Source organism: Testudinibacter sp. P27/CKL/0425, from assembly GCF_052931395.1.
Genome location: NZ_CM128801.1, coordinates 2,309,809 through 2,332,705 on the forward strand (window position 1 = coordinate 2,309,809; position 22,897 = coordinate 2,332,705).

Sequence of the window (22,897 nt, forward strand, 5' to 3'; positions counted from 1 at the left end):
TCTTTTTACAGATGGACAGCACTATTTTTCCAACCCCCAAACTTCGCGTCGGCGTATTTCCCAATCCGCAAGGGTTCGAGTTGGCATTTCTTGACAAACAACGCCAACCGCACTTTTACCACTTAGAACACCTTGAGCAACTGCCTGTGGTATTAAGACAACAATTTGCGGAAAAAATAGGTAAAAAAACAGCGATTTTTTTATATTTCCTGTTTAGAACCGCACTTGTTGTGGCAAAAACACCTGCTGCTGCCGCGCGTTGCGGCGCATGAGCGCTACCGACAAGTGCGGATGATTTTGAAACAGCAGCTGCCGACCGATGAATCGCAAATCCAATTCGATTTCATCTCGCGCCCGCTGCCGATCACCGGCCCTTCACAGCGGATTGATTATGTGCAGATTTTTGCGGTGAAACGAAAAAATGTCCGCCAGCATTGCGAACGCTTTCAGCCGTTGAAATTAAACGCGCTGGATTTTTACGCCCACGCACTGCTGCGCGCCTTTCGCTACAGCTGCGACGCGCCCGCCGATCAAAGCACGTTGTTTCTGTATCACAATCCGCAAAAAGATCCGGCACAGAGCGTGTTGCTGCAACAATATCAGGATCGGCTGATTCAACGTTATGAAAAAAAGCTGTCGCTGACCGCACTTTTGCAACTGTTTTTCCAACACGCACCGGAAAAACTGATCAAACGCTGCGAATATATGCCGAACCGGCGGAACAACAAGCGGCAAGTGCGATGATCCCCGCGCACGTCGAACTGATCGAGATTGCCGCCGAACAATACCCGTATTTTATCGCCCTCGGCTGCGCGTTATGGAAAAGCGAAAGCTGGCAAACCGGAGAATTTTTTGATGTCAATTAACCTGTTAGACTGGCGCCCTTTGCTGCTGCGCCGCCAATTATTCCAATTCCTCGGCTTGCTCAGTGTTCTGCTGTTAGTTACGGCGGCGCTTCTCGGCGCATTGCACCGCTATCAGCAACAGTTGCAACACACATTGAGCCGGCAACAGCAGCAACATACCGCCCTGCGCCAAGGCAATCAAACGCTGCAACAGCAGCTGCAGCAATTACAACTGCAAACAACCGCCAACGACAAGCAACCGCACGTCATCAGCGCTGCCGCGTTAGACTGGCTGACAACGCTATTAGGGCGACTGCCGCTGAATCACGGACGTTTGACCGCTGCTGAGTTGAGCGCCGAGCCTGAACAGCGGCTGCTGAGTCTGCACGGCTATACGCGCTCCGCGCCGGAATTCGAACGGCTCAAAAATCATCTTGAACAGCAATTGCCGCCAGACAGTCGCTTCGAACTGGAGCAATTCGATTTGAACGCCGAACGGCTGGAATTTGCGTTTCGGCTGACTCAGCCCGAACCTAAAGGGCACTGAATATGAACATCACGCCTTATTCCCCGATTGCGCGGGCAATCGCCGCCCCACGGCGTTTGCAACTGCTGTGTGCGGTAATCTTTGTCACGCTCGTCTGCGCCTATCCGTTGCTGGAAATTGTCGATTTAAACCAGCAGTTGGAAAGCGTACAACAAGACAATCAGCTATTAACGCAGCAACAACAGCAAAAGCAGCAGGTGATTGCTGTGCTGCAACAAAAAACCGCACTTGAGAACAGCCCGTTGGATCCGCAACTGGCGGCGCAAATTCCGGCGCTGAATCAGCAAATACAACAGGCGGTGGCGGCACAAAATTCGCTGAAAATCAACCAACAAGCATGGCAATTTTCCGCTATGCCGCTGCTGCAATTGGAATTAGAAGGGCGATTTTATGCTATCAGCCGCCTGTTGCAGCAGCTGCCGACGCAATTTGCCGAACTCAAGCTGATCAGGCTCGAATTGCAACACCCTGACAACCAGCCGCACACCCGCGCCAAACTCACGTTATTACTGCTTAAGGAGCACAATTCCGATGATTAAATTTTTTCTAACCGCACTTTGTTGTTTTGTGTGTTTATCGACACACGCAAACGATAATCTCACCGCCTCGGCATTTCATGATCCTTTCGCGCCGCAATTCACCGCCGAACTACCGTCCGCCTCCAATTGCAATTCAACTGAAGATTGGCTGCTTGATCATCTGCCGCTGGAACAACTCAAGTTGATCGGTTTGATCCAATATGCGGATCACGCCGTTGCGCTGTGGCTAACCCCAAGTGCGGTGGTGATCGACAGCCGTTTAGACCAACTGATCGCGCAAGAACAATGGCAAATTGTACAAATCGAAGCGCAAAGAGTGCGGTTGCAACATTGCCAACAACCGTCGCAACAAAAAACCATTCATCTATAAAGGAAAATGTATGTTACGTTTCATCCCAAAATGCCTGTCGCTCTGCCTATGCTTGACGGCAAGTGCGGTCGCCGCCGACTCCGCCGCCGCTGATGCGTTCAATCTTTCGCTGAAGCAAGCCCCGCTCGCCGGCACGTTGCACTATTTAGCCCAACAACACGATGTGAACTTGATCTTAGCCGACGAATTACAAGGCAATATCAGCCTGAATCTGAAAAACACCCGCTTTGATCAGCTGCTGCAAGCGGTCGGCAAAATTCACAACCTGAAAATCGAACGCTTTGACGGGCATTACTACGTCAGCGCCGCCGATCCCGCTGCGGCAACACCAGCCGTGAGCGAAGCGCTCACCACCCCGACATTGCAAACGGTCAAAATCACGCTACAACACGCCAAAGCCGCCGAAGTGTTGCAAACGCTGAACAGCGGCAGCGGTTCGTTTTTGTCGGCGAACGGCAGCATCAGTTTTGATGATCGCAGCAACAGTTTGATTTTACAGGAACAGCCGCAAACGATCGCCAATCTGCGGCGCCTGATTCAGCTGTTGGATCAGCCGACGCAACAGGTGTTGATCGAAGCGCGGATTGTCACTATCAGCGATGAAAGCCTGCGTGAACTCGGCACGCGTTGGGGACTGTTCGAACCAAGTGCACAGGCACATCGGGTTGCCGGCAGCTTAGAGGCAAACGGTTTTGCCGAGCTCGGCTCACAGCTGAATGTGAATTTCGGCAGTGACTACGCCAATGCCGCCAGCGTGTCGCTGCAAGTGGCGAACATCAACAGCCGCTTGCTGGATCTGGAACTGACCGCACTTGAGCGTGAAAATAACGTCAATATTATCGCCAGCCCGCGTTTGTTGACGGTTAACAAACGCAGCGCCAGCATTAAACAAGGCACCGAAATTCCTTATCTGGTCAACAACGCGCGCAACGACACCCAAAGCGTCGAATTTCGCGACGCGGTGTTGGGGCTGGAAGTGACGCCGCATATTTCCCATGACAACACGATTTTGCTGGATCTGCTGATCAGCCAAAACTCTCCCGGCAACAGCGTGGCATACGGCAATAATCAGATGACGACCATTGATAAACAGGAAATTCAAACCCAGGTTTTCGCACGCCACGGCGAAACCATTGTGCTAGGCGGGGTGTTTCACGATACTTTGGTCGACGGACAAGACAAAGTGCCGCTGCTGGGCGATGTGCCGGGCATCAAACACCTGTTCGGTAAAACCACTAAACGCCAGGCAAAGCGCGAACTGGTGATTTTTGTCACGCCGCATATCGTGCAGCCGCAAAACCGCGTCGAGACGAAAAAAGCCAACTCTCAGCCCGGTAAACCGCCGCGTCCGTTTGGCTACGGATTCTGATAGGTTTGCGCACCTTTTTCCGCCGAATTTGAGTTTTTATTGATTAAATCGGGTAAGACGGTTGAAAAGCGGTGCGGTTTATTGCGATAATTGCCCCCCTTAACTCGAAGTTGAAGTTTGTGGGGTGTTTTACCGCTTAAGTTGCCGTTTTTAAGCACCGTTCTTATCTGAGCTCTTAAGTCTGAAGTCTTAGACAAATACACTCGCCCGCTTTTTATTCCTTCAACACTGCATTTGCTGATTGCAAATCTTATGAATAATAACATTAACAAGAAATTAGAATAACATGGCTGAAAAACGTAATATCTTTTTAATCGGTCCTATGGGTGCCGGCAAAAGCACCATCGGCCGCCAATTGGCGCAAATCCTCGGCATGGAATTTGTCGATTCCGACAATGAAATTGAACAGCGCGCCGGCGCCGACATCAGCTGGATTTTTGATGTCGAAGGCGAAAGCGGTTTCCGCAAGCGCGAAGAGCGGATCATCAACGAATTGACCCAACGTCAAGGCATCGTACTTTCCACCGGCGGCGGCGCCATTTTATCGAAAGAGACCCGTAACCATTTATCGGCACGCGGCACTGTGGTTTATTTAGAAACCACCGTTGACAAACAACACCAACGCACCCTGCGCGACAAAAAACGCCCGCTGTTGCAAGATGTGACCGATCCGCGTCAGGTGTTGGAAGATTTGGCGAAAGTCCGCAATCCGCTATATGAAGAGATTGCCGACATCACCATGAGCACCGACGAACAAAATGCCAAAAACATGGCAAATCAGCTGATCGATTTGTTGGAACAATACAACTCGGTCAATTAATTTCGCCCTTTAAACCTAACCAGTTGAGATGACAACATGATTGAAGCCAATACTCTCGGAACAGACATGACCGAAGTCACTGTCGAACTGAAAGATCGACGTTACCCGATCCGCATCGGCAACGACTTACTCAGCCGCAGTGAAAGCTATGCGCCGTTAAAAAGCGGCGATAAAGTCATGATTGTCACCAACCCGACCGTTGCCGAACACTATCTGGCAACGGTGAGCGATGCGTTGCAGCAGCTTGGCTGCCAAGTGGAATCGGTGCAGATTCCCGACGGCGAACAGTTCAAAACTCTCGACTCGTTAAATCTGATTTTTACCGCACTTTTGCAAGCCAATCACGGTCGCGACACCACCATTGTGGCGCTCGGCGGCGGTGTGGTCGGCGATGTGGCGGGTTTTGCCGCCGCCAGTTATCAGCGCGGCGTGCGTTTATTGCAAATTCCAACCACCTTACTTTCTCAGGTCGATTCGTCTGTCGGCGGCAAAACCGGCGTTAACCATGCGCTCGGCAAAAACATGATCGGCGCGTTCTACCAGCCTTGCGCGGTGGTAATTGACAGTAGCACTCTCAACACCCTGCCGAAGCGGGAAGTATTTGCCGGTTTGGCGGAAGTGATCAAATACGGAGCGATTTTCGATATCGCCTTTTTTGAATGGTTGGAACAGCATATTGACGAGTTGGTTAAACTGGAAACTCAACCGCTGCAATACTGCATTCAACGCTGCTGTGAGCTGAAAGCCGAAGTGGTCGCGCGCGATGAAACCGAACAAGGCGACCGTGCGCTGTTAAATCTGGGGCACACTTTCGGCCATGCGATTGAAACCCATTTAGGCTACGGCAACTGGCTGCACGGTGAAGCGGTCGCAGTCGGAATGTTGATGGCGGCGGCACAGTCTAATCTGCTCGGCGATTTAAGCCGTGCTGAAGTATTCCGCTTGGAAAAACTGTTAGCGCAAGCCAACTTGCCGACCGTCTCGCCGGACGGCATGACCGCCGATGACTATCTGCCGCTGATGATGCGCGACAAAAAAGTGCTCGCCGGCAAATTGCGGCTGGTGCTGCTGAAAAAACTGGGGCAAGCCTATGTCGCCAAAGACAGCGATCCGCAACTGGTGCGGCAAGCAATCAACCTTTGCAGCCAGTTTGATTAATCCTCGATGTCAACAGCGATCAACCCTCCGCTTAAGCACCGCCCGTTTTTAAAATGGGCGGGCGGAAAATTTCGTCTGACCGATGAAATCAACAAGCTGTTGCCCAAAAACAAATCTACCTTGATTGAACCCTTTGTCGGCGCCGGTTCGGTTTTTCTAAACTCCAATTTTAAGCACTATATTTTGGCAGATCTGAACGCCGATCTGATCAATCTGTTCAATGTGGTGAAAAACGAGGTAGAACATTTTATCGCGGAAAGTGCCAAACTGTTTCAACACCCCGATGCCAACAGCGCCGAATTTTATTATCGCCAACGCGACGAGTTCAACCGCACTTCCGATCCGTTTTTGCGTTCGGTGCTGTTTGTGTATCTCAACCGTTTCGGCTATAACGGGCTTTGCCGCTACAACAGCAAAGGGCAGTTTAATGTGCCGTTCGGCGCCTACGTCAAACCCTATTTTCCCGAATCGGAAATCCGCTATTTCAGCCAAAAAGCACAACACGCCACTTTTATCTGTGCCGCATTCGATCACAGCTTTCAACTGGTGACCCACGACAGCGTGGTGTATTGCGATCCGCCATACGCACCGTTACAACAGCTTTCCAATTTCACCCACTATGCGGGCAACGGCTTCACCTTGCAACAACAGCAACAACTTGCCGATCTTGCCAAACAGTCGGCTGAACAACACCGCACAACCGTGGTGATCTCCAACCACGACACGCCATTCACCCGCCAAATTTACCGCGGCGCACGTTTCAAAAAGCTGATTGTGCAGCGCCATATCAGCCAAAATGGTGAAAATCGCGGCAAAGTCAACGAATTAATCGCCGTGTTTAAAGCGGGCAAACCGTCAGCTACGGCTACGATTGCGCCAATTCAGGATTAATCTTAAACTCCAGCCGCGTAACCTGCGGAAAGAGTTGCTGGGTCAAATGCAGTAATTCCGCCTGACGAAATAAAATCCCCTGTTTAATCGTGGCATTTTGCACCTCGCAATAAATCACCTCATTGCGAATGTTCGCCAAACGAAACCGCCCCTTAAACGCTTCGGGAAAATGCTGCTGCAAGCGGGCGTTCGCTTCGCTGAGAAACAGCCCGCGCCGGGCAATCTCGGCAAAGGCACTGCGTTCGACAATTTCTTTGATATTTTTCATTTTTTGATTGCGCATACTTGTTTTTCCGCCATTTATCCCGATATTTATGACATAAGCTGAATGATGTTTTATAATAACACACATTTTTGATAACCCTGTATTCAAACGCAACCCGGGCGACACACTTGATGAATCTGTTCCGCAGCCACCGCAAAGCCGGTCGCAAACCGCACTTTTGGTCACAATTCCTATTGGGAATGTTGGCTATTTTGTCGTTGCCGGGCAGTGCCAATTTGGCGTCCAACCAACAGAGTTATGATTCGGCATATCAGCAGTCACAACAGCTGGAGCAGCGCCAACCGATTGCGCCGCAATTTTATCAACAGCAACAACAGCAAATCCGCTTACAGCAACAAATCAGCCGCGCCTTGCCGCAGCAGATTCCACTGAGCCAACAACCGCTTCCGCAAAATCCGCTTGAAGCGCTGCCGCCAATTCGCGCCGGACCGCACTTGCAACCGACAATTTAACCGATTTAATCCATTGAAATTTGCCGAATCCCCTGCAAAACAGCCAAGTGCGGTTTTGCGTTGCGATCGGTGCCCGAATCACTTAATACGATAAAGAAATAAAATTATGTTTAGAACGATTGCAACCAAATTATTCGGCAGCCGCAACGACCGTATCCTGCGCCGCCTTAACAAACGCGTCCAACAAATCAATCAACTGGAAGCGGAATATCAAGCGCTCAGCGATGAGCAACTGAGAGCCAAAACCACCGAATTTAAAGCCCGTTTAGAACAGGGCGAAACTTTGGAAAAAATCCTGCCGGAAGCGTTCGCCACCGTACGCGAAGCCAGTCAACGTACGCTGGGAATGCGTCCGTTTGACGTGCAGCTGTTAGGCGGCATGATCTTAAATGATCGCTGTATCGCCGAAATGCGCACCGGCGAAGGGAAAACCCTGACCGCCACCCTGCCTTGCTATTTGAATGCGTTGACCGGACGCGGCGTGCACGTGGTGACCGTCAATGATTATTTGGCACGCCGCGATGCGGAAACCAACCGCCCGCTGTTTGAATTTTTAGGCATGACCGTCGGCGTGAATATTCCGGGGCTACAACCTGAACAAAAACGCGCCGCTTATGCCGCCGATATCACCTACGCTACCAACAGCGAACTGGGTTTTGACTACCTGCGCGACAATTTAGCGCATTCGGCACAAGATCGCTTCCAGCGTCCACTGTATTATGCGTTGGTCGATGAGGTTGATTCAATTTTAATTGACGAAGCGCGCACCCCGCTGATCATTTCCGGACAAGCGGAAGACAGCTCCGATCTGTATATCGCAATTGATAAACTGATCCCAAATTTGATCTTCCAAGAGAAAGAGGACAGCGAAGAGTTTCAAGGCGACGGCGACTACACGCTGGATCTGAAAAACAAACAGGCATTTTTAACCGAACGCGGACAAGAGAAAATCGAGAACTTACTGACCGAAGCGGGCTTGATGAAAGAGAGTGAGTCGCTGTATTCGCCGTCTAAAGTCTCTTTGTTGCACCACGTTTATGCCGCTTTGCGTGCGCACACCCTGTTTGAGCGCAATGTTGACTATATCGTGAAAGACGGCGAAATCGTGATCGTGGACGAACACACCGGGCGCACCATGCAAGGTCGCCGCTGGTCTGAGGGCTTGCACCAAGCGATCGAAGCCAAAGAAAACGTACAAATTCAAAGCGAAAACCAAACCACCGCGTCAATCACTTACCAAAACTACTTCCGCCTGTATGAAAAACTGGCGGGCATGACCGGTACGGCGGACACCGAAGCGTTTGAATTCCAACAAATTTACGGTTTGGAAACCGTGGTTGTGCCGACCAATAAACCGATGATTCGTGATGACCATACCGATTTAATGTACAAAAACGAAGAAGATAAATTTGCCGCAATTATTGAAGACATTAAAGATGCCACCGCCCGTCATCAGCCGGTGCTGGTCGGTACGATTTCAATTGAAAAATCCGAGTTGCTGTCGCAAGCATTAAACAAAGCCGGTATCAAACACAATGTATTGAATGCCAAATTTCACGCCCAAGAAGCAGAAATCGTCGCCGATGCCGGTGTGCCAAGTGCGGTCACCATCGCCACTAACATGGCGGGGCGCGGAACTGACATCGTATTGGGCGGTAACTGGCGCGCCGAAGTAGCAAAACTGGAAAATCCGACCGAGGAACAGATCACCCAAATCAAATCCGACTGGGCAGAACGCAATAAAATTGTGATGAAGGCCGGTGGTTTGCACATTATCGGCACCGAACGCCATGAATCACGCCGTATCGACAACCAGCTGCGCGGACGTTCCGGTCGTCAGGGCGATCCGGGTTCATCGCGTTTCTATCTGTCGTTAGACGATGCGTTAATGCGAATTTACCTCAATGAAGGCAAATTGAACATGATGCGCAAAGCGTTCAGCGAGCCGGGCGAAGCGATGGAATCCAAACTGTTGGCAAAGGTGATCGCCAGTGCACAAGCCAAAGTGGAATCGCACAACTTTGACGGGCGGAAAAACCTGCTGCAATTTGACGATGTCGCCAATGATCAACGCCATGCAATTTACGCGCAACGTAACGACTTGCTAGACAATGAAAACATTTCCGACACCATTAACGTGATCCGTGAAGATGTATTCAACAACGTGATCGACCAATATATTCCGCCGCAATCACTGGAAGAGATGTGGAATATCGAAGGCTTGGAACATCGTCTGCACAGTGATTTTGCGTTGGAGTTACCGATCACCGACTGGCTGGAGCAAGACAACAACCTGCATGAAGAAACCCTGCGCGAACGTATTCTGGCAGCCGCGGTCAGTGAACATCAACGCAAAGAGGAGTTGGTCGGCGCAGAGAATATGCGCGCCTTTGAAAAAGGCGTGATGTTGCAAATTCTGGACGAACTGTGGAAAGAACACTTGGCGGCGATGGATCATCTACGTCGTGGAATCCACTTGCGCGGTTATGCCCAAAAAGATCCGAAGCAAGAGTACAAAAAAGAGTCGTTCCAAATGTTCACTGAAATGTTGGATACGTTGAAATTCACTGTGATCAGCACGTTAAGTAAAGTACAGGTGCGCACTCAAGAAGAAGTAGAAGAAGCGGAACGTTTACGCCGTGAGGCCGCAGAACGCGAAGCCGCTTCGATGCAATATCATCAGCACGGTGAAACAGAAAACAATGAGCAACAAGCACAAGATGATGTGGCAAAAGTCAGTCGCAATGCGCCTTGCCCTTGCGGCTCCGGCAAAAAGTATAAATATTGTCACGGCAAAATTAAATAGATTATCTTGAACCACAATCAAAGGCAGGTACTCCCTGCCTTTGATTTAGCAAGGAAAAAACATGACCGCACTTTCATCAAATTCCGCCACAGCCAAGCCGTTAATCAAAGTCGCAGTCGGGATTATCCGTAATGAATTTAAACAAATCTTCATCACCCGCCGCTTGGAAGGAAAGGATTTCGCGCAAAGTTGGGAATTCCCCGGCGGCAAAGTCGAAGCCGATGAAACCCCGGAACAAGCCCTGAAACGCGAACTGGAAGAAGAAATCGGCATTATGGTGCTGAACGCCAAACTATACGAACGCTTGCAGTTTGAATACCCGAAAAAAGTGATTGAGCTGAGTTTTTATTTGGTTGACGAATGGCTGCACCAACCTTTCGGACGCGAAGGGCAAGACGGCTTCTGGATCGAACAGCACACCCTCGACAGCGGACAATTCCCGCCTGCGAATAAAAAAATTATTACGCGTTTAATCAACGAAAGCTAGATTAAATTCCTGCTAGCAAAATGAATAATAGTGCCAATATGAAAAAAACAATCTGCCTGAATATGATTGTCAAAGATGAAGCAAAGATCATCCGCGACACCCTCGACAATATCGCCCGCCACCTGCAACTGGATTACTGGGTTATTTGTGATACCGGTTCATCAGATAACACCGTACAAATCATCACCGATTTTTTCAATGAAAAAAAGATTGCCGGTGAAATTCACCACGCCGAATGGGTCAATTTTTCCCATAATCGCAATGTCGCCCTGCAGCGATGCCAAGGAAAATCGGATTATGTGTTAATTTTCGATGCCGATGATCGGATCGAGGGCGAGTTGATCCTGCCGGAATTAACCGAGGACAGCTACCACCTTTCAATGTCGAATAACGGTACTCAATATTACCGCCCATTACTGATTAAAAATGACGGTCAATTTTTCTGGCGTAGTGTATTGCATGAATTTTTGGAGTCAAAGGAAAAAAACAGAACAAAAGCATTTATCTCCGGCAATTACACCGTCATTTCAGGACGTTTCGGAAATCGCAGCCAAGATCCCGAGAAATACCTGAAAGATGCCAAACTATTAGAACAGGCTTACAGCCAAAAAGAGGACGAGGATTTAAAACCGCGCTATGCGTTTTACTGCGCGCAATCCTACCGTGACGCGGAATGTTACCAACAGGCTGCCGAGTGGTATTTAAAACGCATCAACCTTGGCGGCTGGATAGAGGAAGTCACCTGCGCTTATGAATCGTTGGGAATTTGTTATGAGCAACTTAACGATCACAAATCGGCACTCTGCGCTTGGTTAGACGGTTATGACTATAATCCAAATCGGATCGAGTGTTTATACAATGCCGCCCGCTTGCTCCGGCTGCAAGGAAAATGCAAATTAGCTTATCAATTCGGTATGATCGCAAAAGATATTCAGTTCCCTGAAAATGACATTTTATTCGTGAAAAAAGCTATCCATAATTTTTGGATTTTCTTCGAATTATCTATCAGCGCCTACTATGTGAATAATTTCAAATTGGGTTATGAATGCTGCAAAAAGATTTTGTTATCCGATCCTAATCCTAATGTCCGAAATATTACGATTAATAATCTTAAATTTTATCAACAACAAGCAGCGCAAGATTCAACGGCAAATGTGAAAAAACTGTATGATCAATTAGCCGCTGATTTAGCATTGCAGCCTAACCCAACCGGCAAAGAGATATTGAGTTATCTCGAACAATACATCACTGAAACCCCATAAAAACAGCCCCTCAAGTGAAATTCACTGAGGGGCTGTTAACTAACTCGGTTTATTCAAGCGTTATTTAGCCGAAATAATCACGCGGCGATTTGGACGCAAACAGTCACGCAGTGCTTGCCCTTGTTCCGCTTCACAAGCCACAACTTGATCCGCCTTGCCATGCCCTACCGCGATCACATCGCCCGCTGCAAACCCGTTACGCACAAAATAGACTTTCACCGCTTCGGCACGGCGTTGCGACAACGCTTGGTTGTAGCTCTCCGAACCCAAACGATCGGTGTAGCCGTCAACCACCACCGCATTCACTTTCTGCGCTTTCAATCCGCTGATAATCCCGTCAAGCACCGCATTTCCTTTTGCACTTAGGGCTGTCGAATCGAAATCAAACAAGAAATCGCCGGACAGTTCGTATTGGTTATTACAGCCCGCCGGTTTCCAAAAGAACGATTGCGCGTTCATGTCGGTGTCGAACAATACTTTAAATTGACAGATTTTGTGCTCGCCGTTTTGACGATAGTTGAACACATAATCCCATTCACGCACGGCAAACAACCCTTCAGAGTTGTGTGGACGTCCGATCAAATAATACAGCTGATCTTTGTTCATGCCCGCTTCGATTTGGCGTACATTGTCCCAATTTGGCCAGATTCCATATTGTGAACCGCTATAGTTCACACCCGCATCATTGATTTCCGGGAAAATCAGTTCATCGGTCATGCCGTCATTTTTTACGTTACTGATGTTACCGCAAGCCGCCAACACCACTGCCGCAATCATAGGTAATAGATATTTCGCAAGTTTTTTCATTTTGAGCATATTCCTTATTCGTCATAACCGCACTTTACCCGTTGATGAGCAAAGTGCGGTATTGATTACATTACCATTGATAACCGACACCGATGCTTGCGCTGGTATCGTTTTCGCTGTTGGTTGCACCCGTCAATTTGATGATCACTTTGCCATTGTCGCTAATGCGGGAAACCCCTAACGCAATCGCATTTTCACCACGATGTGTACCACCGGCAACCGCAACCATCGAATGACCCGGCAAGTAGGCTTGTGGCAAGCCCGCTGCCGCCATGGCAGACGCTGTACCCGCACTTGCACGATTATCAACTTTGTTGATACGGTTGTTCAAGTTACTGGTTGCAGCATTCAGCTGATTAACATTCACCGCATCGGTGCCATCAACACCTGCAGCCACATTCGTGATTCTAGTACCAGCCGCATTAATGCCAGTAGTGGTCAAGCTAGGACCTTTACCATTATTGGTGGTAATACCGTCGTTATTCACCACAGTGCCGCCGGTTGTTACGCTAGTAAATGTCGGCGTATCACTCATTTTCACCGTAATGTTGCCGCTGTTATCGGCAGAAGTTGAAATATTATTTCCATCTCCTTTAACGCCGACAATACCACCCAGATTAGCAATAACCTTGCCGCTGTCAGTATCAAAGGTCAACGGTTTTCTCACCGCTTCAGTTAAATTGCTCAGGGCTGCTCCCACGCTATTAACCTTAACCGACGTTCCGCTTGACGGATCATTCGTAACCTCATAAGTCAGTGCCGAAATTGTGCCGTCACTGTTAACGGTTGAACCGCCGCCCAACGCATTAGCAACTGAAGTCGCATGGTCGAACATTTGACGGCCGTTAATCGCATCGCTGCTACCGGCGGAAATGTCACCGTTTGCTACGCCGGTCACTTTCGTATTTGCGGCATTAATGCCACCCGCGGTTACACTTGGGCCATTATTAATGGTTAAGCCGTTGGTGTCTAACTTAGTATCACCGGCTGTCACACCGTTCACATTCAGATCATCGGTTATAGCAACCGTAATATTATTACTGGATTTGCTCACCTGAATATTCTTACCGCTTTCAATGTTAACCGTATCGCCCGCATTGACCACGCTGCCACCTTTACCGTCTACGCTGACAGTCCAACCGCCGGAACCGCCTGTGCCTGTAGTGCCTGTAGTGCCTGTAGTGCCTGTAGCACCTGTAGCACCTGTAGCACCTGTAGCACCTGTAGCACCTGTAGCACCTGTAGCACCTGTAGCACCTGTAGCACCTGTAGCACCTGTAGCACCTGTAGCACCTGTAGCACCAGTATCGCCTTTTTCACCTTTCATCACTTTCGCGCTGATGGTGATATCCTTACCGTTTTGAGTGATATCAATATTATCACCGGCAATAAAGTTAATCGTTTGTCCCAGTTTCACCACTTCAAACGCAGCGCCGCCAGTATAAGAACTGCTGCTAGTTCCACCACTATTACCAACAGTGAAATTCCAACCGCTGTTCATCACGGCAAACAACTGGCTACCGTTAATCGCGTCAGTAGAATAACTGCTGACTTGACCCGCCGCCACATTTTTGATTTGGCGTTCAGCGCCTGCTGCACCAACCGAAACAATTGAACCATCAGTCAATGTGCCTGAGCCGGCAAAACCGTTGTAAGTCACGCCATTCACGGTCGTTTGGGTGGTTTGTACATATTTATCAGCAGTAGATTTATTACCCAATACCACCGCGCCACTCATGCCATTTGCCACCGTAACTTCATTACCCATTACAAACACATCGGTGTCTTGCACGCTGTTTTTGTAACCGACAATCGCGGAGTGAGATGCAGCAACTTCATTTTGAACGCCGCCGGAGGTGGTGATCACCCCATTGGTATCACGGGTTTTCGCTTCGCCGCCAATATTGTTTTGACCACCCAGCACAAACGCATTATCTGTAGTGCTGCCAACGGCGTTGTTGTTGCCGGCTGAGAAGCTGTTAGTACCCGCAACAATTGACGGATCACCAATCGCCCCCGAACCTTCACCGCTGACAATATTGCCGGTACCAATAGAAATAGTATTTTTCGCAGTGGCTTGAGCATCTTTACCAATCGCAACCGCACTTTCACCGCTTGCTACACTGCTATCACCTTGAGCGATAGCATAATTTTTGCTCGCGGCACTATTATTACCCTGTGCAATAGAATAACCACCGGAAGCATTTGCACCTTGACCAACAGCCACGCTATACGCACCAGCTGCTTTTGTGGCATTCCCTAATGCAGTTGCATTCGGACCACTAGCCATTGCTGCAGTACCAAACGCCGATGCAGCTAACCCGCTTGCATTAGCCCCATTTCCCACTGCCGTTGCAGAAGTTTGTGTAGCTTGTGAACCTACACCAAGAGCTGTTGAACGATGAGCAGTTGCTTGAGTATCACGCCCAACTGCTGTGCTGCCTTCGAAATCAGTGGAAGCATTCATACCGATTGCAATTGCGCCAACGCCACCTGTTTTGGCGCTATCGCCTAATGCGATACTACTATTACCTTGTGCTGTCGCCACCTTACCGATAGCAACTGTTTTATCGGCGTCAATACTCACGCCTGCGCCTTGACCAATTGCGACGTTATAGTCACCTTCACTGCTCATACCTGCAAATAGCCCCAAGTTAACGTTAGCGCTACCGTTACTATTTTGTCCTGCTAATTGACCGACTGCGACATTGACATCACCAGTAGTCGAACGACCTGCACTACTACCAATATAAGTGTTATGTCCTTTAGAATACTTATACTCTGCAACTGGCGCATCGGCAGCTTTTGAATTTCGTCCCGCCCATAAACCGATGGTGATATTTTCGCTGGAATTAATATTTTCACCTGAATTATAACCTAAGGCGATATTTTGATTGCCATTCGCGTTTTTACCAGCCCAATGACCAATACGCGTATTGAATTGACCGCTACCACCAAGACCAACTTGTTCACCAATTGCTACATCGCCTTCACGTGCAACGGCTTCTGTTCCTACAGCGATAGATGGCGCATGACCACTAGATTCAGCCTGCTTACCAATTGCAATACCGTTACTATCGGCAACTTTCGCCTCTGTGCCGATGGCTGTACCATTACTAGCATTGACAGTACCGCCAAGACCGACTGCAACTGCACCGCTAATATTTTTACTACCTGCCCCTTTAACCGTGGCATTATTACCAAGTACAAATGAATCATCAGCAACTACTTCGTTTGAATTACCAAGTAGACGCACCCCATTGGCATTAGTAACCATATTATTCGAGCCATGAATACCGCTCGCACTGTCCGTTGCTTTGCTGACACCTTTAACAATATTATGATCGCCAACAATGCTCAGGGTTTCGGTATCAGTAACAGAGTTATCAGCACCGAAAATGCCGATATCATTGGAAACTCCTTCAGTTGCACCTTTGCTCACAGTGTTGTTGCCGCCGACGATAAAGCTGTTGCGTGAATCATCAACCGTATTTTGGCCGCCGGTGATGCTGACACCGAATGAATCATTCACAGTGTTGCCGATACCGTAAACGCCGACTGCCGCGGATTGCAGCGCATTTACTGTAGCAGCTTTCACAGTATTATTGGCACCTACCACTGAAGCATACATGTATTTTTTAACAGTATTGCCACCGCCGACCACCGAAGTGTTGGTGCTGCGGGTGGTGGTGTTGTTTTGGCCGAATACGCTGTTGCTGCCACTGCCCAAAAATCGGGAATATTGGCCTTGAACAGTATTGTTAAAGCCTACTGCGGTGCTGTTGGCATTATTACTGTCAATTGTAGTTGCGTTGGCTGCGCCTGAGCTGCTCACTTCTGTTGCACTGCCGATAGCAATACTGTTATTTGCGGCGGCAGTTGCGCCCGAGCCGATGCTGATAGTGTGGTTGGCTTCAATTTGACGACCGGCATGGTTACCCATAGCAACGTTGCTGTCGCCTTGAACATTTTGACCGCTGCTATCACCAACTGCAGTGTTGCTGTTGCCTTCAAATATACCTTCGGGAGTAACTCCGTCCACAATTCTTACGCCACCGGCAGAACTACCGAGCGCGGTGTTACGAGTACCAACCACATTGGGACCTGCCCAACCACCAACAAAGGTATTATCACGATTGTCTTTGACAGCATCAGCATCCAAGGTAGTGTAACCCGCTTTGCTGCCGATAGCGACGGTCAACAATCCATCTGCATTAGCTTGCTGTCCTTGGGCAATACTGAAGCTACCACTGGCTTTTGATTTATTGCCGATTGCTACAGCGTTATTCGCACTAGCCGCCGCTTCATTACCGAAAGAAAGACTCTCATAACCGGTGGTTTTTGCTTTACGACCAATCGCGATACCACGATTTTCCGTAGAAACCTCAGCCTCTGAGCCAATGGCAATGGCAAAATTTGTTAGCGCCTTTGATTTATTTCCAATAGCAATTGCATGATTCCCTGTCGCTTGTGCTGTACCTGTTGTGCCATTAGAACCGTCAATAGCAACTTGTGCTGCAAAAGCGGTTGCTCCACTTAGAGCTATTGACAGTGCCAAGATAACCTTACTGAATGTAAAGAAAAACGTGCATTTTTTAACCGCATAACCGTTTGATTCGCTCGCTGCTTTTCCATGAGATGATGCTAATTCGGAGACAACGACAAAACGCTGCTGTGCCTTGTTCCAAATTACTTTGTAAACCTTGTTCATATTATAACCCCTTGATTATGTTTGACTATTTCAGAAAAAACAAAAAATAACTAACTATAACTAATTTAAACAAATAAGATTAAAAATGTATAAACCCGAGCATTAAATCACATTTTTTATGTTTTTTCTATAAAAATACACATTGCTAAACTTAAATGACAATAAAATAGTAATATAGAGTTACAATGCAATTAACGTTAAATTATTATTTAAAGGTATGCTTCATCATTTTAAGGATTTCATTTACAAATTACTTTTTTAGTATCTCTTTTTTGGAGCATGAATTATGGCTGGCAACAGGCTTCATAGCGCCCCTAAACCGCACTTGGCTAAGCAAAGTGCGGTTTTGCGATCCGGCTCGTAAAAATAATTTCCAATACGGGATTTTTTATTGCATTTCGCTACGATGCAATTTTCGATCAACATTGGAGAAAATTGTGTTAAACATCAATGTATTAAAACGCCCGATCGGCAAAACCACACTCGATGGTTGGGCAACAATGGCAGACGACATCGCCAAAGTTGCAATATTAGCGATACCTATTATTCTGTATGAAAATAACCCACTGCCAATAAAAGCTGGAATTTCGGTGTTTTTGATTACCAGCGTATATACATTTCTTTTTGTTGGGAAAGCAATCAAAAACTCATTAAATAAGATGGAGGAAAAATAATGGATATCTTTTTTGGATTAACCGTGTTTTTGCTTATCGGTATTTGTGGTGCAATTGGGGCAGCATATCTTGAAAAAAATCCCTATCCGAAAGGCTACAAGCCGGAGCAAAAAAAGAAATCATAACCTGATGTCTGAGCGTTTGTCGTGTGTGGACATCACGATCACCACAGGCGGATATACAATCTGCCCCCACCTTGACCAACCCCGATCGTAGAAAAATCAAAGTACGGTGCGCTTGGTTTTAGTTCCCCCTTCTGCGCTGCCTGAGCGGCTGTGAAATTTGTAGGGAAATTTTTTTGTTTGAGCGCAGCGAGTCTGCCCGCAACGCGGGCGAATTAAAAATTTTCCGTTAAGCAAATTCACAGTAAGCGAGGATCAGCTGCGCAATAGGGGCGTGCTTTTTTTGCTGACTTTTTTTGCACGAGCAAAAAAAAATCAGTCGCCATCGGCGAAACCCGATAGCGATAATTCAAAAAATAGAGAATAATCAAAGTGCGGCTTGTGGGCTGGCAAGCCCACACTACCCGCCCCGATTAACATAGCACGCCCTCCCCCAGCCTTCGGCAGCCCCCTCCGTAAACGGAGAGGGCGAAAGATATTTTACTTCTCATTATTGTGATATACATGATTTTCTCTCCCTCCGCGTGCGGAGGGAGATGCCCGAAGGGCAGAGGGAGGCTCTGCGATATTTTATTTCATAACTGCAACAAGCACAGTTGCTACCCGACTTGATTAAAATAAGCGATAAATTTAGTTAGTAATAACCGCTTATGCCTGCTCATTCCCGCTAGCAAACCAGCCGCGGATAAATTGAATCGACAGGAACAAGGTGATCAGCAACAGGAAATACATCACATAGCTGGCGATCGGCCAGCTGGCTTCGGAGTCGGCGCTGACTTCTTTCATTGAGGTCATGTTGCGGAATTCATCGAACATCACCAAACGCCAGCCGTAGTACTTCACCTGCACGCTTTTCTTTTCGACCGCAAAGCCTTGCGCTTTGGCTTGTAGATCGGCGGAGTTGAATTTGAAATAGAACGGGAAGCCCCAGCGGGTGTCTTCGTTGCGATAGACCATCACTTTTTCGTTTTGCGGATTTTGCGTATAAATATAGTACACATCACGAGTCGGGCCGTCTGCCGGATTGGCTTTAGTGATTGGGCCGTCTTTGTCGACCCGCTTCACTTCCACTCCGGTCACGTGCGTGACGTCATAATGCGGGAAATAGAAATTCACCGTGGCAAACAGCACGCCGTGAATCAATAACGTGACCAAAATGAAAAACAGGGTGATGCCCCTGCGTAGAGTAAATTTAGCCATTCTTTTTCCTTATTGTAAGTTGATTTTAAATAAGCGTTCAAAATTGGCGGTGGTGATCTGCGCCAGTTGCTCGGCGCTCACGCCTTTCAACACCGCCAGATATTCACACACTTCACGCACATACGCCGGTTGATTCTGTTTGCCGCGATACGGCACCGGCGCCAGATACGGCGAGTCGGTTTCGATCAACAGCCGTTCCAGCGGTACGGTTTTGATCACCTCACGCAGTTCTTCTGCGTTGCGGAAAGTGATGATGCCGGAAACGGAGATGTAAAAGCCCAATTCCAGCGCTTGATCCGCCATCCATTGATTTTCTGTGAAACAGTGTAGCACGCCGCCGCACTGTTGTGCATTGCCTTGTTGCAACAAATCGATGGTGTCCTCTCGTGCAGAACGGGTATGCACAATCAACGGTTTCGCCAGTTGGTTGGCAATGTCGATCTGTTGGCTGAAAATCTGCTGCTGCTTGGCTTTGTTTTCGGCGCTGTAGTAGTAATCCAAACCGCATTCGCCGATTGCGATCACCTGCGGCGCTTGCACCAGTTGCAGCATTCTTTGCGGATCAAAAGGCTCATCCTCGACATTCAGCGGGTGCATTCCGCAAGAAAGCGACACGTCGCTGCGGTGTGCAAGTGCGGTTTGCAGTTGTTCAAAGCCGCTTAAGGTGGTGCTGATCGACAGCAGATGTTGCACCTCACGCTGCTTGGCTTTTCCGACCACTTCGTCCATATCGCGGTGCAGATTTTCATAATCTAAGCTGTCTAAATGACAGTGTGAATCAACAATAAACACGGTTACTCAACCTCTATTTTCAAAAACTAGGGTAATTAATTGGGTTAAAAAATCCAGAATCATCAGCTCTTGGTTGACGGCGTTGATCTGGCTGAGATCCTGACGCAGCTGCTGCACCAATTGGTTGGCTTGCAAAAGTGCGGTTTGCGGCAGCAATCGGCTGAATTGTTCGATGCCTTTACTGATGTCTTGATTGATCCAGCCGTCACGGATCTGCAAACGGCATTTTAAGCTGTCGCTGAAAAACGCACTCAGCCAATTGAGCTGGCGCTGCAACAGTTCTTCATCATCCAGTGCAAACTGTTTTAAAAACGGCTCAATCGCGCGGTGCTGTTGGAACAGCCAAAACTGGCGCAAAAATTGTTTGCGCAGTGGCAACCACTCTTTTTGCAGCGCCTTCAAACTTGCCAGCGGGCGGTTATAATTAATCCGCAATACCGCCTCAATATCGGCGTCATCCGCTTGAATTTGGGATTGCAGCCAGGCTTTGCCCTGCGCTGTGCTCGGTGCGGTCAGCGTCCAGACTTGGCAGCGGCTGTAAATCGTCGGCATCAGCGGCGCGCTCAAATCCGCCGATAATAAAAAATAGCTGCCTGCACTCGGTTCTTCCAATGTTTTCAGCAGCGCATTGGCGGCAGCTTCGCTCAACAGTTCCAGCGTCGGCAGATACACCACTTTGTTGCCGTCTTGGCGGGCATATTGCTGCAAACTGGCGATCAGCTCCCGCACTTGGTCAATCCCGATATTCTTGCCTTCTTGCAGTTGCAACGGGTGAAAATCAGGATGCGTACCGGCGCTGAACAGCTGGCAATTGTGACATTTACCACACGCTTGCAACCCCGGCTTTTCTAAACACAAAATTCCCTGCGCAATAGCGGTCAGCAGCTGTTCCGTGCCTAAGCCGCTGTCGCGTTTGAACAGCAGCGCATGATGCCCTTGCCCGTTGGCAAAGCTGGTGTCGAGCTGCTGAAATAGCGGTTCAAACCACGGGTACATGGTATCAATCCTGTTTTGACAGCCAGTCGCAGACCGCACTTTGCACGTCTGCCGCCACTTGCTGCATGGATTGTGAGGCGTCAATCAGCACTGCGTTCGGATCCGCCGCCACCAATTCCAAATAGCGGGCACGAGTGCGGTGGAAAAAATCCAGCTCCAACTGTTCGATTCGATCCAATTCGCCACGGCTGCGCGCGCGGCTCAAGCCCAATTCGGGATCGATGTCCAAATACAAGGTCAGATCCGGTTTGAAATCGCCCAACACCGTATCGCGCAAGGTTTCCAATAGCGTGCGATCGATTTGTCGCCCGCCGCCTTGATACGCCTGTGACGACATATCATGCCGATCGCCCAGCACCCAACGACCGCACTTTAACGCCGGACGAATCACATTTTCCACCAGCTGGATCCGTGCGGCATATAACATCAGCAATTCGGCTTTATCGCTGATCACTTCGTCGCCGTCGCCGAACTTAATCAGTTGGCGCAATTTCTCCGCCAGCGGCGTGCCTCCCGGTTCGCGGGTAAACTCAATCTGTTCAATCCCGTTGGCACGCAGCGCGTTTAGCACGGCATCACGCGCGGTGGTTTTGCCCGCGCCCTCCAGCCCTTCCAACACGATAAATTTCCCGCACTTTTGCTTTTGCATATTACTTTCCGTTTTTCTGTGAACGCAGCCAGCGCAAATATTGCTGCACCGCTTGATTATGTTCCGCCAAGGTGTTGCTGAATTTATGTCCGCCGCTGCCGTCCGCCACGAAATACAGCGCGGTGGTGTCCGCCGGGTGCGCCACCGCCTGTAATGACGCCTCGCTCGGCATCGCAATCGGGGTCGGCGGCAAGCCGTCGATTTGATAAGTGTTGTATGCGTTTTTTTCGTCTAAATCTTTACGCCGGATATTGCCCTGATAGTTGTCGCCCATGCCGTAGATCACGGTCGGATCAGTTTGCAGCCGCATTTTTCGCTTCAAGCGGTTAATAAACACCGCCGCCACTTGGGCGCGTTCGCTGTCAAGTGCGGTCTCTTTTTCCACAATCGAGGCGAGAATCAACATTTCATACGGATTTTTTAACGGTAAATTGTCCGCGCGCCTTTGCCACGCGTTGTCCAACGCCTGCTGCATTCGCTGCGCCGCACGTTGCAACAGGGCTAAATCCGTCGAGTTGACCGCATAATGATAAGTATCCGGATAGATCCAACCTTCCAGTTTTTGGTTTGGTTGTCCGTCGGCTAACGGTAAATTCAATAACTCGGCAATTTCGCTTTCACTTTTTTCGCCTAGCGATTGCTGTAAGTGCGGTGCGTTAGCCAAGGTTTGCCGCAGCTGTTTATACTGTTCGCCGTCGCCAAAGCGAATCGCAAACTGTGCTTCTTTGCCGCTGTTCAGCAGGCGCAATAATTCGCTCAGGTTATTCACGCCGTTCAGCGAATATGTCCCGGCTTTGACCGCACTTAGCTCCGGCTGCAAACGCAACAAAAACGGAAAAAATGTGGCGTCGTCGATCAGCCCCTGCTGTTGCAGAAATTCGCCCAATTTTTTGCCGGTGGTGCCGCGTTCAATAGTCAACAATTGATTTTGTTGCGCTTGAATCGGCTGGTTCGCCAAATTCTGAATTTGCTGATAGCCCCAAAAGATCCCGACTGCCGCCAGTGAGGCCAATAAAAATATAAATGAAAACAGTTTTTTCATAACACCCAATTTTTCCAATAAAAACGCCCTAGTCTAGCAGGAATCCGAGTGAGATGATAGCAACAGGAAGCC

The 22,897-nt window shown here is 48.8% G+C and carries 24 protein-coding genes and 1 pseudogene; 16 read left to right on the forward strand and 9 right to left on the reverse strand.

Annotated features, from left to right (window positions below; all coding sequences use genetic code 11):
- Positions 1-11 precede the first annotated feature (11 nt).
- The 10 genes from ACUHGC_RS11375 (at position 12) to ACUHGC_RS11420 (ending at position 6,539) form a co-directional block, all read left to right on the forward strand.
- A complete protein-coding gene (locus tag ACUHGC_RS11375; RefSeq protein ID WP_446833402.1) occupies positions 12-272 on the forward strand; it encodes a hypothetical protein in 261 nt (86 codons plus the stop codon).
- Positions 226-744, forward strand: a complete 519-nt coding sequence (locus tag ACUHGC_RS11380) for a hypothetical protein (protein WP_446833403.1) — start codon at positions 226-228, stop codon at positions 742-744. Before ACUHGC_RS11375 ends, ACUHGC_RS11380 begins: the two co-directional genes overlap by 47 nt.
- Positions 741-866, forward strand: a complete 126-nt coding sequence (locus tag ACUHGC_RS11385) for a hypothetical protein (protein ID WP_446833404.1) — start codon at positions 741-743, stop codon at positions 864-866. Before ACUHGC_RS11380 ends, ACUHGC_RS11385 begins: the two co-directional genes overlap by 4 nt.
- Positions 856-1,392 carry a hypothetical protein gene (locus ACUHGC_RS11390; protein WP_446833405.1) on the forward strand — a complete coding sequence of 179 codons (537 nt, stop codon included), beginning with the start codon at positions 856-858 and terminating at the stop codon, positions 1,390-1,392. The genes ACUHGC_RS11385 and ACUHGC_RS11390 overlap by 11 nt, the downstream gene beginning before the upstream one ends.
- Positions 1,393-1,394: 2 nt before the next feature.
- Positions 1,395-1,931: a hypothetical protein gene (locus tag ACUHGC_RS11395; protein ID WP_446833406.1), complete on the forward strand. Its 537-nt coding sequence runs from the start codon at positions 1,395-1,397 to the stop codon at positions 1,929-1,931.
- A complete protein-coding gene (locus tag ACUHGC_RS11400; RefSeq protein WP_446833407.1) occupies positions 1,924-2,301 on the forward strand; it encodes a hypothetical protein in 378 nt (125 codons plus the stop codon). The genes ACUHGC_RS11395 and ACUHGC_RS11400 overlap by 8 nt, the downstream gene beginning before the upstream one ends.
- A 10-nt stretch (positions 2,302-2,311) precedes the next feature.
- Entirely contained in the window at positions 2,312-3,670 is a 1,359-nt protein-coding gene (gene pilQ, locus ACUHGC_RS11405; protein ID WP_446833408.1) for a type IV pilus secretin PilQ, read from the forward strand.
- Positions 3,671-3,956: 286 nt separating this feature from the next.
- On the forward strand, positions 3,957-4,490 hold the full coding sequence (gene aroK / locus ACUHGC_RS11410) for a shikimate kinase AroK (RefSeq protein WP_446833409.1): 534 nt from the start codon (positions 3,957-3,959) through the stop codon (positions 4,488-4,490).
- Between the two features lie 66 nt (positions 4,491-4,556).
- A complete protein-coding gene (aroB, locus tag ACUHGC_RS11415) occupies positions 4,557-5,648 on the forward strand; it encodes a 3-dehydroquinate synthase (RefSeq protein ID WP_446834901.1) in 1,092 nt (363 codons plus the stop codon).
- A gap of 6 nt (positions 5,649-5,654) precedes the next feature.
- A complete protein-coding gene (locus ACUHGC_RS11420; RefSeq protein ID WP_446833410.1) occupies positions 5,655-6,539 on the forward strand; it encodes a Dam family site-specific DNA-(adenine-N6)-methyltransferase in 885 nt (294 codons plus the stop codon).
- On the opposite strand, the gene ACUHGC_RS11425 is transcribed toward ACUHGC_RS11420, so the two are convergent.
- Positions 6,514-6,822 (reverse strand): DciA family protein, encoded by a 309-nt coding sequence (locus ACUHGC_RS11425; protein WP_446833411.1) that lies wholly within the window; start codon positions 6,820-6,822, stop codon positions 6,514-6,516. The genes ACUHGC_RS11420 and ACUHGC_RS11425 overlap by 26 nt on opposite strands.
- Positions 6,823-6,935: 113 nt before the next feature.
- Here ACUHGC_RS11425 and secM point away from each other — a divergent pair, with 113 nt between their 5' ends.
- The 4 genes from secM (at position 6,936) to ACUHGC_RS11445 (ending at position 11,832) form a co-directional block, all read left to right on the forward strand.
- Positions 6,936-7,277 (forward strand): secA translation cis-regulator SecM, encoded by a 342-nt coding sequence (secM, locus tag ACUHGC_RS11430; RefSeq protein ID WP_446834902.1) that lies wholly within the window; start codon positions 6,936-6,938, stop codon positions 7,275-7,277.
- Between the two features lie 106 nt (positions 7,278-7,383).
- Positions 7,384-10,083 (forward strand): preprotein translocase subunit SecA, encoded by a 2,700-nt coding sequence (secA, locus tag ACUHGC_RS11435; RefSeq protein ID WP_446833412.1) that lies wholly within the window; start codon positions 7,384-7,386, stop codon positions 10,081-10,083.
- A 61-nt stretch (positions 10,084-10,144) separates the two neighbouring features.
- Entirely contained in the window at positions 10,145-10,570 is a 426-nt protein-coding gene (gene mutT, locus ACUHGC_RS11440; protein ID WP_446833413.1) for an 8-oxo-dGTP diphosphatase MutT, read from the forward strand.
- Positions 10,571-10,608: 38 nt separating this feature from the next.
- Positions 10,609-11,832, forward strand: coding sequence for a glycosyltransferase (locus ACUHGC_RS11445; RefSeq protein ID WP_446833414.1), 1,224 nt, complete (start codon positions 10,609-10,611; stop codon positions 11,830-11,832).
- A gap of 60 nt (positions 11,833-11,892) precedes the next feature.
- Here ACUHGC_RS11445 and ACUHGC_RS11450 read toward each other — a convergent pair whose 3' ends face one another.
- The 3 genes and pseudogenes from ACUHGC_RS11450 to ACUHGC_RS11460 all read right to left on the reverse strand — a co-directional run.
- Complete coding sequence (locus tag ACUHGC_RS11450; protein WP_446833415.1) at positions 11,893-12,648, reverse strand: OmpA family protein; 756 nt, start codon at positions 12,646-12,648, stop codon at positions 11,893-11,895.
- A 61-nt stretch (positions 12,649-12,709) separates the two neighbouring features.
- Positions 12,710-17,197, reverse strand: a complete 4,488-nt coding sequence (locus tag ACUHGC_RS11455; RefSeq protein WP_446834903.1) for a beta strand repeat-containing protein — start codon at positions 17,195-17,197, stop codon at positions 12,710-12,712.
- Between the two features lie 96 nt (positions 17,198-17,293).
- A pseudogene (locus tag ACUHGC_RS11460) lies at positions 17,294-17,350 on the reverse strand (ESPR-type extended signal peptide-containing protein); the annotation flags it as partial.
- 437 nt (positions 17,351-17,787) lie between these two features.
- Here ACUHGC_RS11460 and ACUHGC_RS11465 point away from each other — a divergent pair.
- Positions 17,788-18,024 (forward strand): hypothetical protein, encoded by a 237-nt coding sequence (locus ACUHGC_RS11465; protein ID WP_446833416.1) that lies wholly within the window; start codon positions 17,788-17,790, stop codon positions 18,022-18,024.
- Positions 18,024-18,149, forward strand: coding sequence for a hypothetical protein (locus ACUHGC_RS11470; RefSeq protein WP_446833417.1), 126 nt, complete (start codon positions 18,024-18,026; stop codon positions 18,147-18,149). The genes ACUHGC_RS11465 and ACUHGC_RS11470 overlap by 1 nt, the downstream gene beginning before the upstream one ends.
- A gap of 645 nt (positions 18,150-18,794) precedes the next feature.
- Here ACUHGC_RS11470 and ACUHGC_RS11475 read toward each other — a convergent pair.
- Genes ACUHGC_RS11475 through mltG form a run of 5 tightly spaced genes read right to left on the reverse strand, consistent with a single transcriptional unit; the run spans position 18,795 to position 22,825 of the window.
- Positions 18,795-19,346 carry a DUF1523 family protein gene (locus tag ACUHGC_RS11475; RefSeq protein ID WP_446833418.1) on the reverse strand — a complete coding sequence of 184 codons (552 nt, stop codon included), beginning with the start codon at positions 19,344-19,346 and terminating at the stop codon, positions 18,795-18,797.
- Between the two features lie 9 nt (positions 19,347-19,355).
- Positions 19,356-20,138, reverse strand: a complete 783-nt coding sequence (locus ACUHGC_RS11480) for a YchF/TatD family DNA exonuclease (RefSeq protein WP_446833419.1) — start codon at positions 20,136-20,138, stop codon at positions 19,356-19,358.
- A 6-nt stretch (positions 20,139-20,144) separates the two neighbouring features.
- Positions 20,145-21,134 (reverse strand): DNA polymerase III subunit delta', encoded by a 990-nt coding sequence (gene holB / locus ACUHGC_RS11485; RefSeq protein ID WP_446833420.1) that lies wholly within the window; start codon positions 21,132-21,134, stop codon positions 20,145-20,147.
- A 4-nt stretch (positions 21,135-21,138) separates the two neighbouring features.
- The gene (gene tmk / locus ACUHGC_RS11490; protein WP_446833421.1) at positions 21,139-21,783 is read right to left on the reverse strand and encodes a dTMP kinase; all 645 of its coding nucleotides are present in this window, start codon (positions 21,781-21,783) and stop codon (positions 21,139-21,141) included.
- Between the two features lies 1 nt (position 21,784).
- Positions 21,785-22,825: an endolytic transglycosylase MltG gene (mltG, locus tag ACUHGC_RS11495; protein WP_446833422.1), complete on the reverse strand. Its 1,041-nt coding sequence runs from the start codon at positions 22,823-22,825 to the stop codon at positions 21,785-21,787.
- Positions 22,826-22,897 lie beyond the last annotated feature (72 nt).

Excerpts from the sequence above, each read along its gene's own strand:
- ACUHGC_RS11375 (WP_446833402.1), top strand. The coding sequence starts at position 12 with ATGGACAGCACTATTTTTCCAACCCCCAAACTTCGCGTCGGCGTATTT.
- ACUHGC_RS11385 (WP_446833404.1), top strand. The coding sequence starts at position 741 with ATGATCCCCGCGCACGTCGAACTGATCGAGATTGCCGCCGAACAATAC.
- ACUHGC_RS11390 (WP_446833405.1), top strand. The coding sequence starts at position 856 with ATGTCAATTAACCTGTTAGACTGGCGCCCTTTGCTGCTGCGCCGCCAA.
- ACUHGC_RS11395 (WP_446833406.1), top strand. The coding sequence starts at position 1,395 with ATGAACATCACGCCTTATTCCCCGATTGCGCGGGCAATCGCCGCCCCA.
- ACUHGC_RS11400 (WP_446833407.1), top strand. The coding sequence starts at position 1,924 with ATGATTAAATTTTTTCTAACCGCACTTTGTTGTTTTGTGTGTTTATCG.
- pilQ (WP_446833408.1), top strand. The coding sequence starts at position 2,312 with ATGTTACGTTTCATCCCAAAATGCCTGTCGCTCTGCCTATGCTTGACG.
- aroK (WP_446833409.1), top strand. The coding sequence starts at position 3,957 with ATGGCTGAAAAACGTAATATCTTTTTAATCGGTCCTATGGGTGCCGGC.
- aroB (WP_446834901.1), top strand. The coding sequence starts at position 4,557 with ATGACCGAAGTCACTGTCGAACTGAAAGATCGACGTTACCCGATCCGC.
- ACUHGC_RS11420 (WP_446833410.1), top strand. The coding sequence starts at position 5,655 with ATGTCAACAGCGATCAACCCTCCGCTTAAGCACCGCCCGTTTTTAAAA.
- ACUHGC_RS11425 (WP_446833411.1), bottom strand. The coding sequence starts at position 6,822 with ATGCGCAATCAAAAAATGAAAAATATCAAAGAAATTGTCGAACGCAGT.
- secM (WP_446834902.1), top strand. The coding sequence starts at position 6,936 with ATGAATCTGTTCCGCAGCCACCGCAAAGCCGGTCGCAAACCGCACTTT.
- secA (WP_446833412.1), top strand. The coding sequence starts at position 7,384 with ATGTTTAGAACGATTGCAACCAAATTATTCGGCAGCCGCAACGACCGT.
- mutT (WP_446833413.1), top strand. The coding sequence starts at position 10,145 with ATGACCGCACTTTCATCAAATTCCGCCACAGCCAAGCCGTTAATCAAA.
- ACUHGC_RS11445 (WP_446833414.1), top strand. The coding sequence starts at position 10,609 with ATGAAAAAAACAATCTGCCTGAATATGATTGTCAAAGATGAAGCAAAG.
- ACUHGC_RS11450 (WP_446833415.1), bottom strand. The coding sequence starts at position 12,648 with ATGCTCAAAATGAAAAAACTTGCGAAATATCTATTACCTATGATTGCG.
- ACUHGC_RS11470 (WP_446833417.1), top strand. The coding sequence starts at position 18,024 with ATGGATATCTTTTTTGGATTAACCGTGTTTTTGCTTATCGGTATTTGT.
- ACUHGC_RS11475 (WP_446833418.1), bottom strand. The coding sequence starts at position 19,346 with ATGGCTAAATTTACTCTACGCAGGGGCATCACCCTGTTTTTCATTTTG.
- holB (WP_446833420.1), bottom strand. The coding sequence starts at position 21,134 with ATGTACCCGTGGTTTGAACCGCTATTTCAGCAGCTCGACACCAGCTTT.
- tmk (WP_446833421.1), bottom strand. The coding sequence starts at position 21,783 with ATGCAAAAGCAAAAGTGCGGGAAATTTATCGTGTTGGAAGGGCTGGAG.
- mltG (WP_446833422.1), bottom strand. The coding sequence starts at position 22,825 with ATGAAAAAACTGTTTTCATTTATATTTTTATTGGCCTCACTGGCGGCA.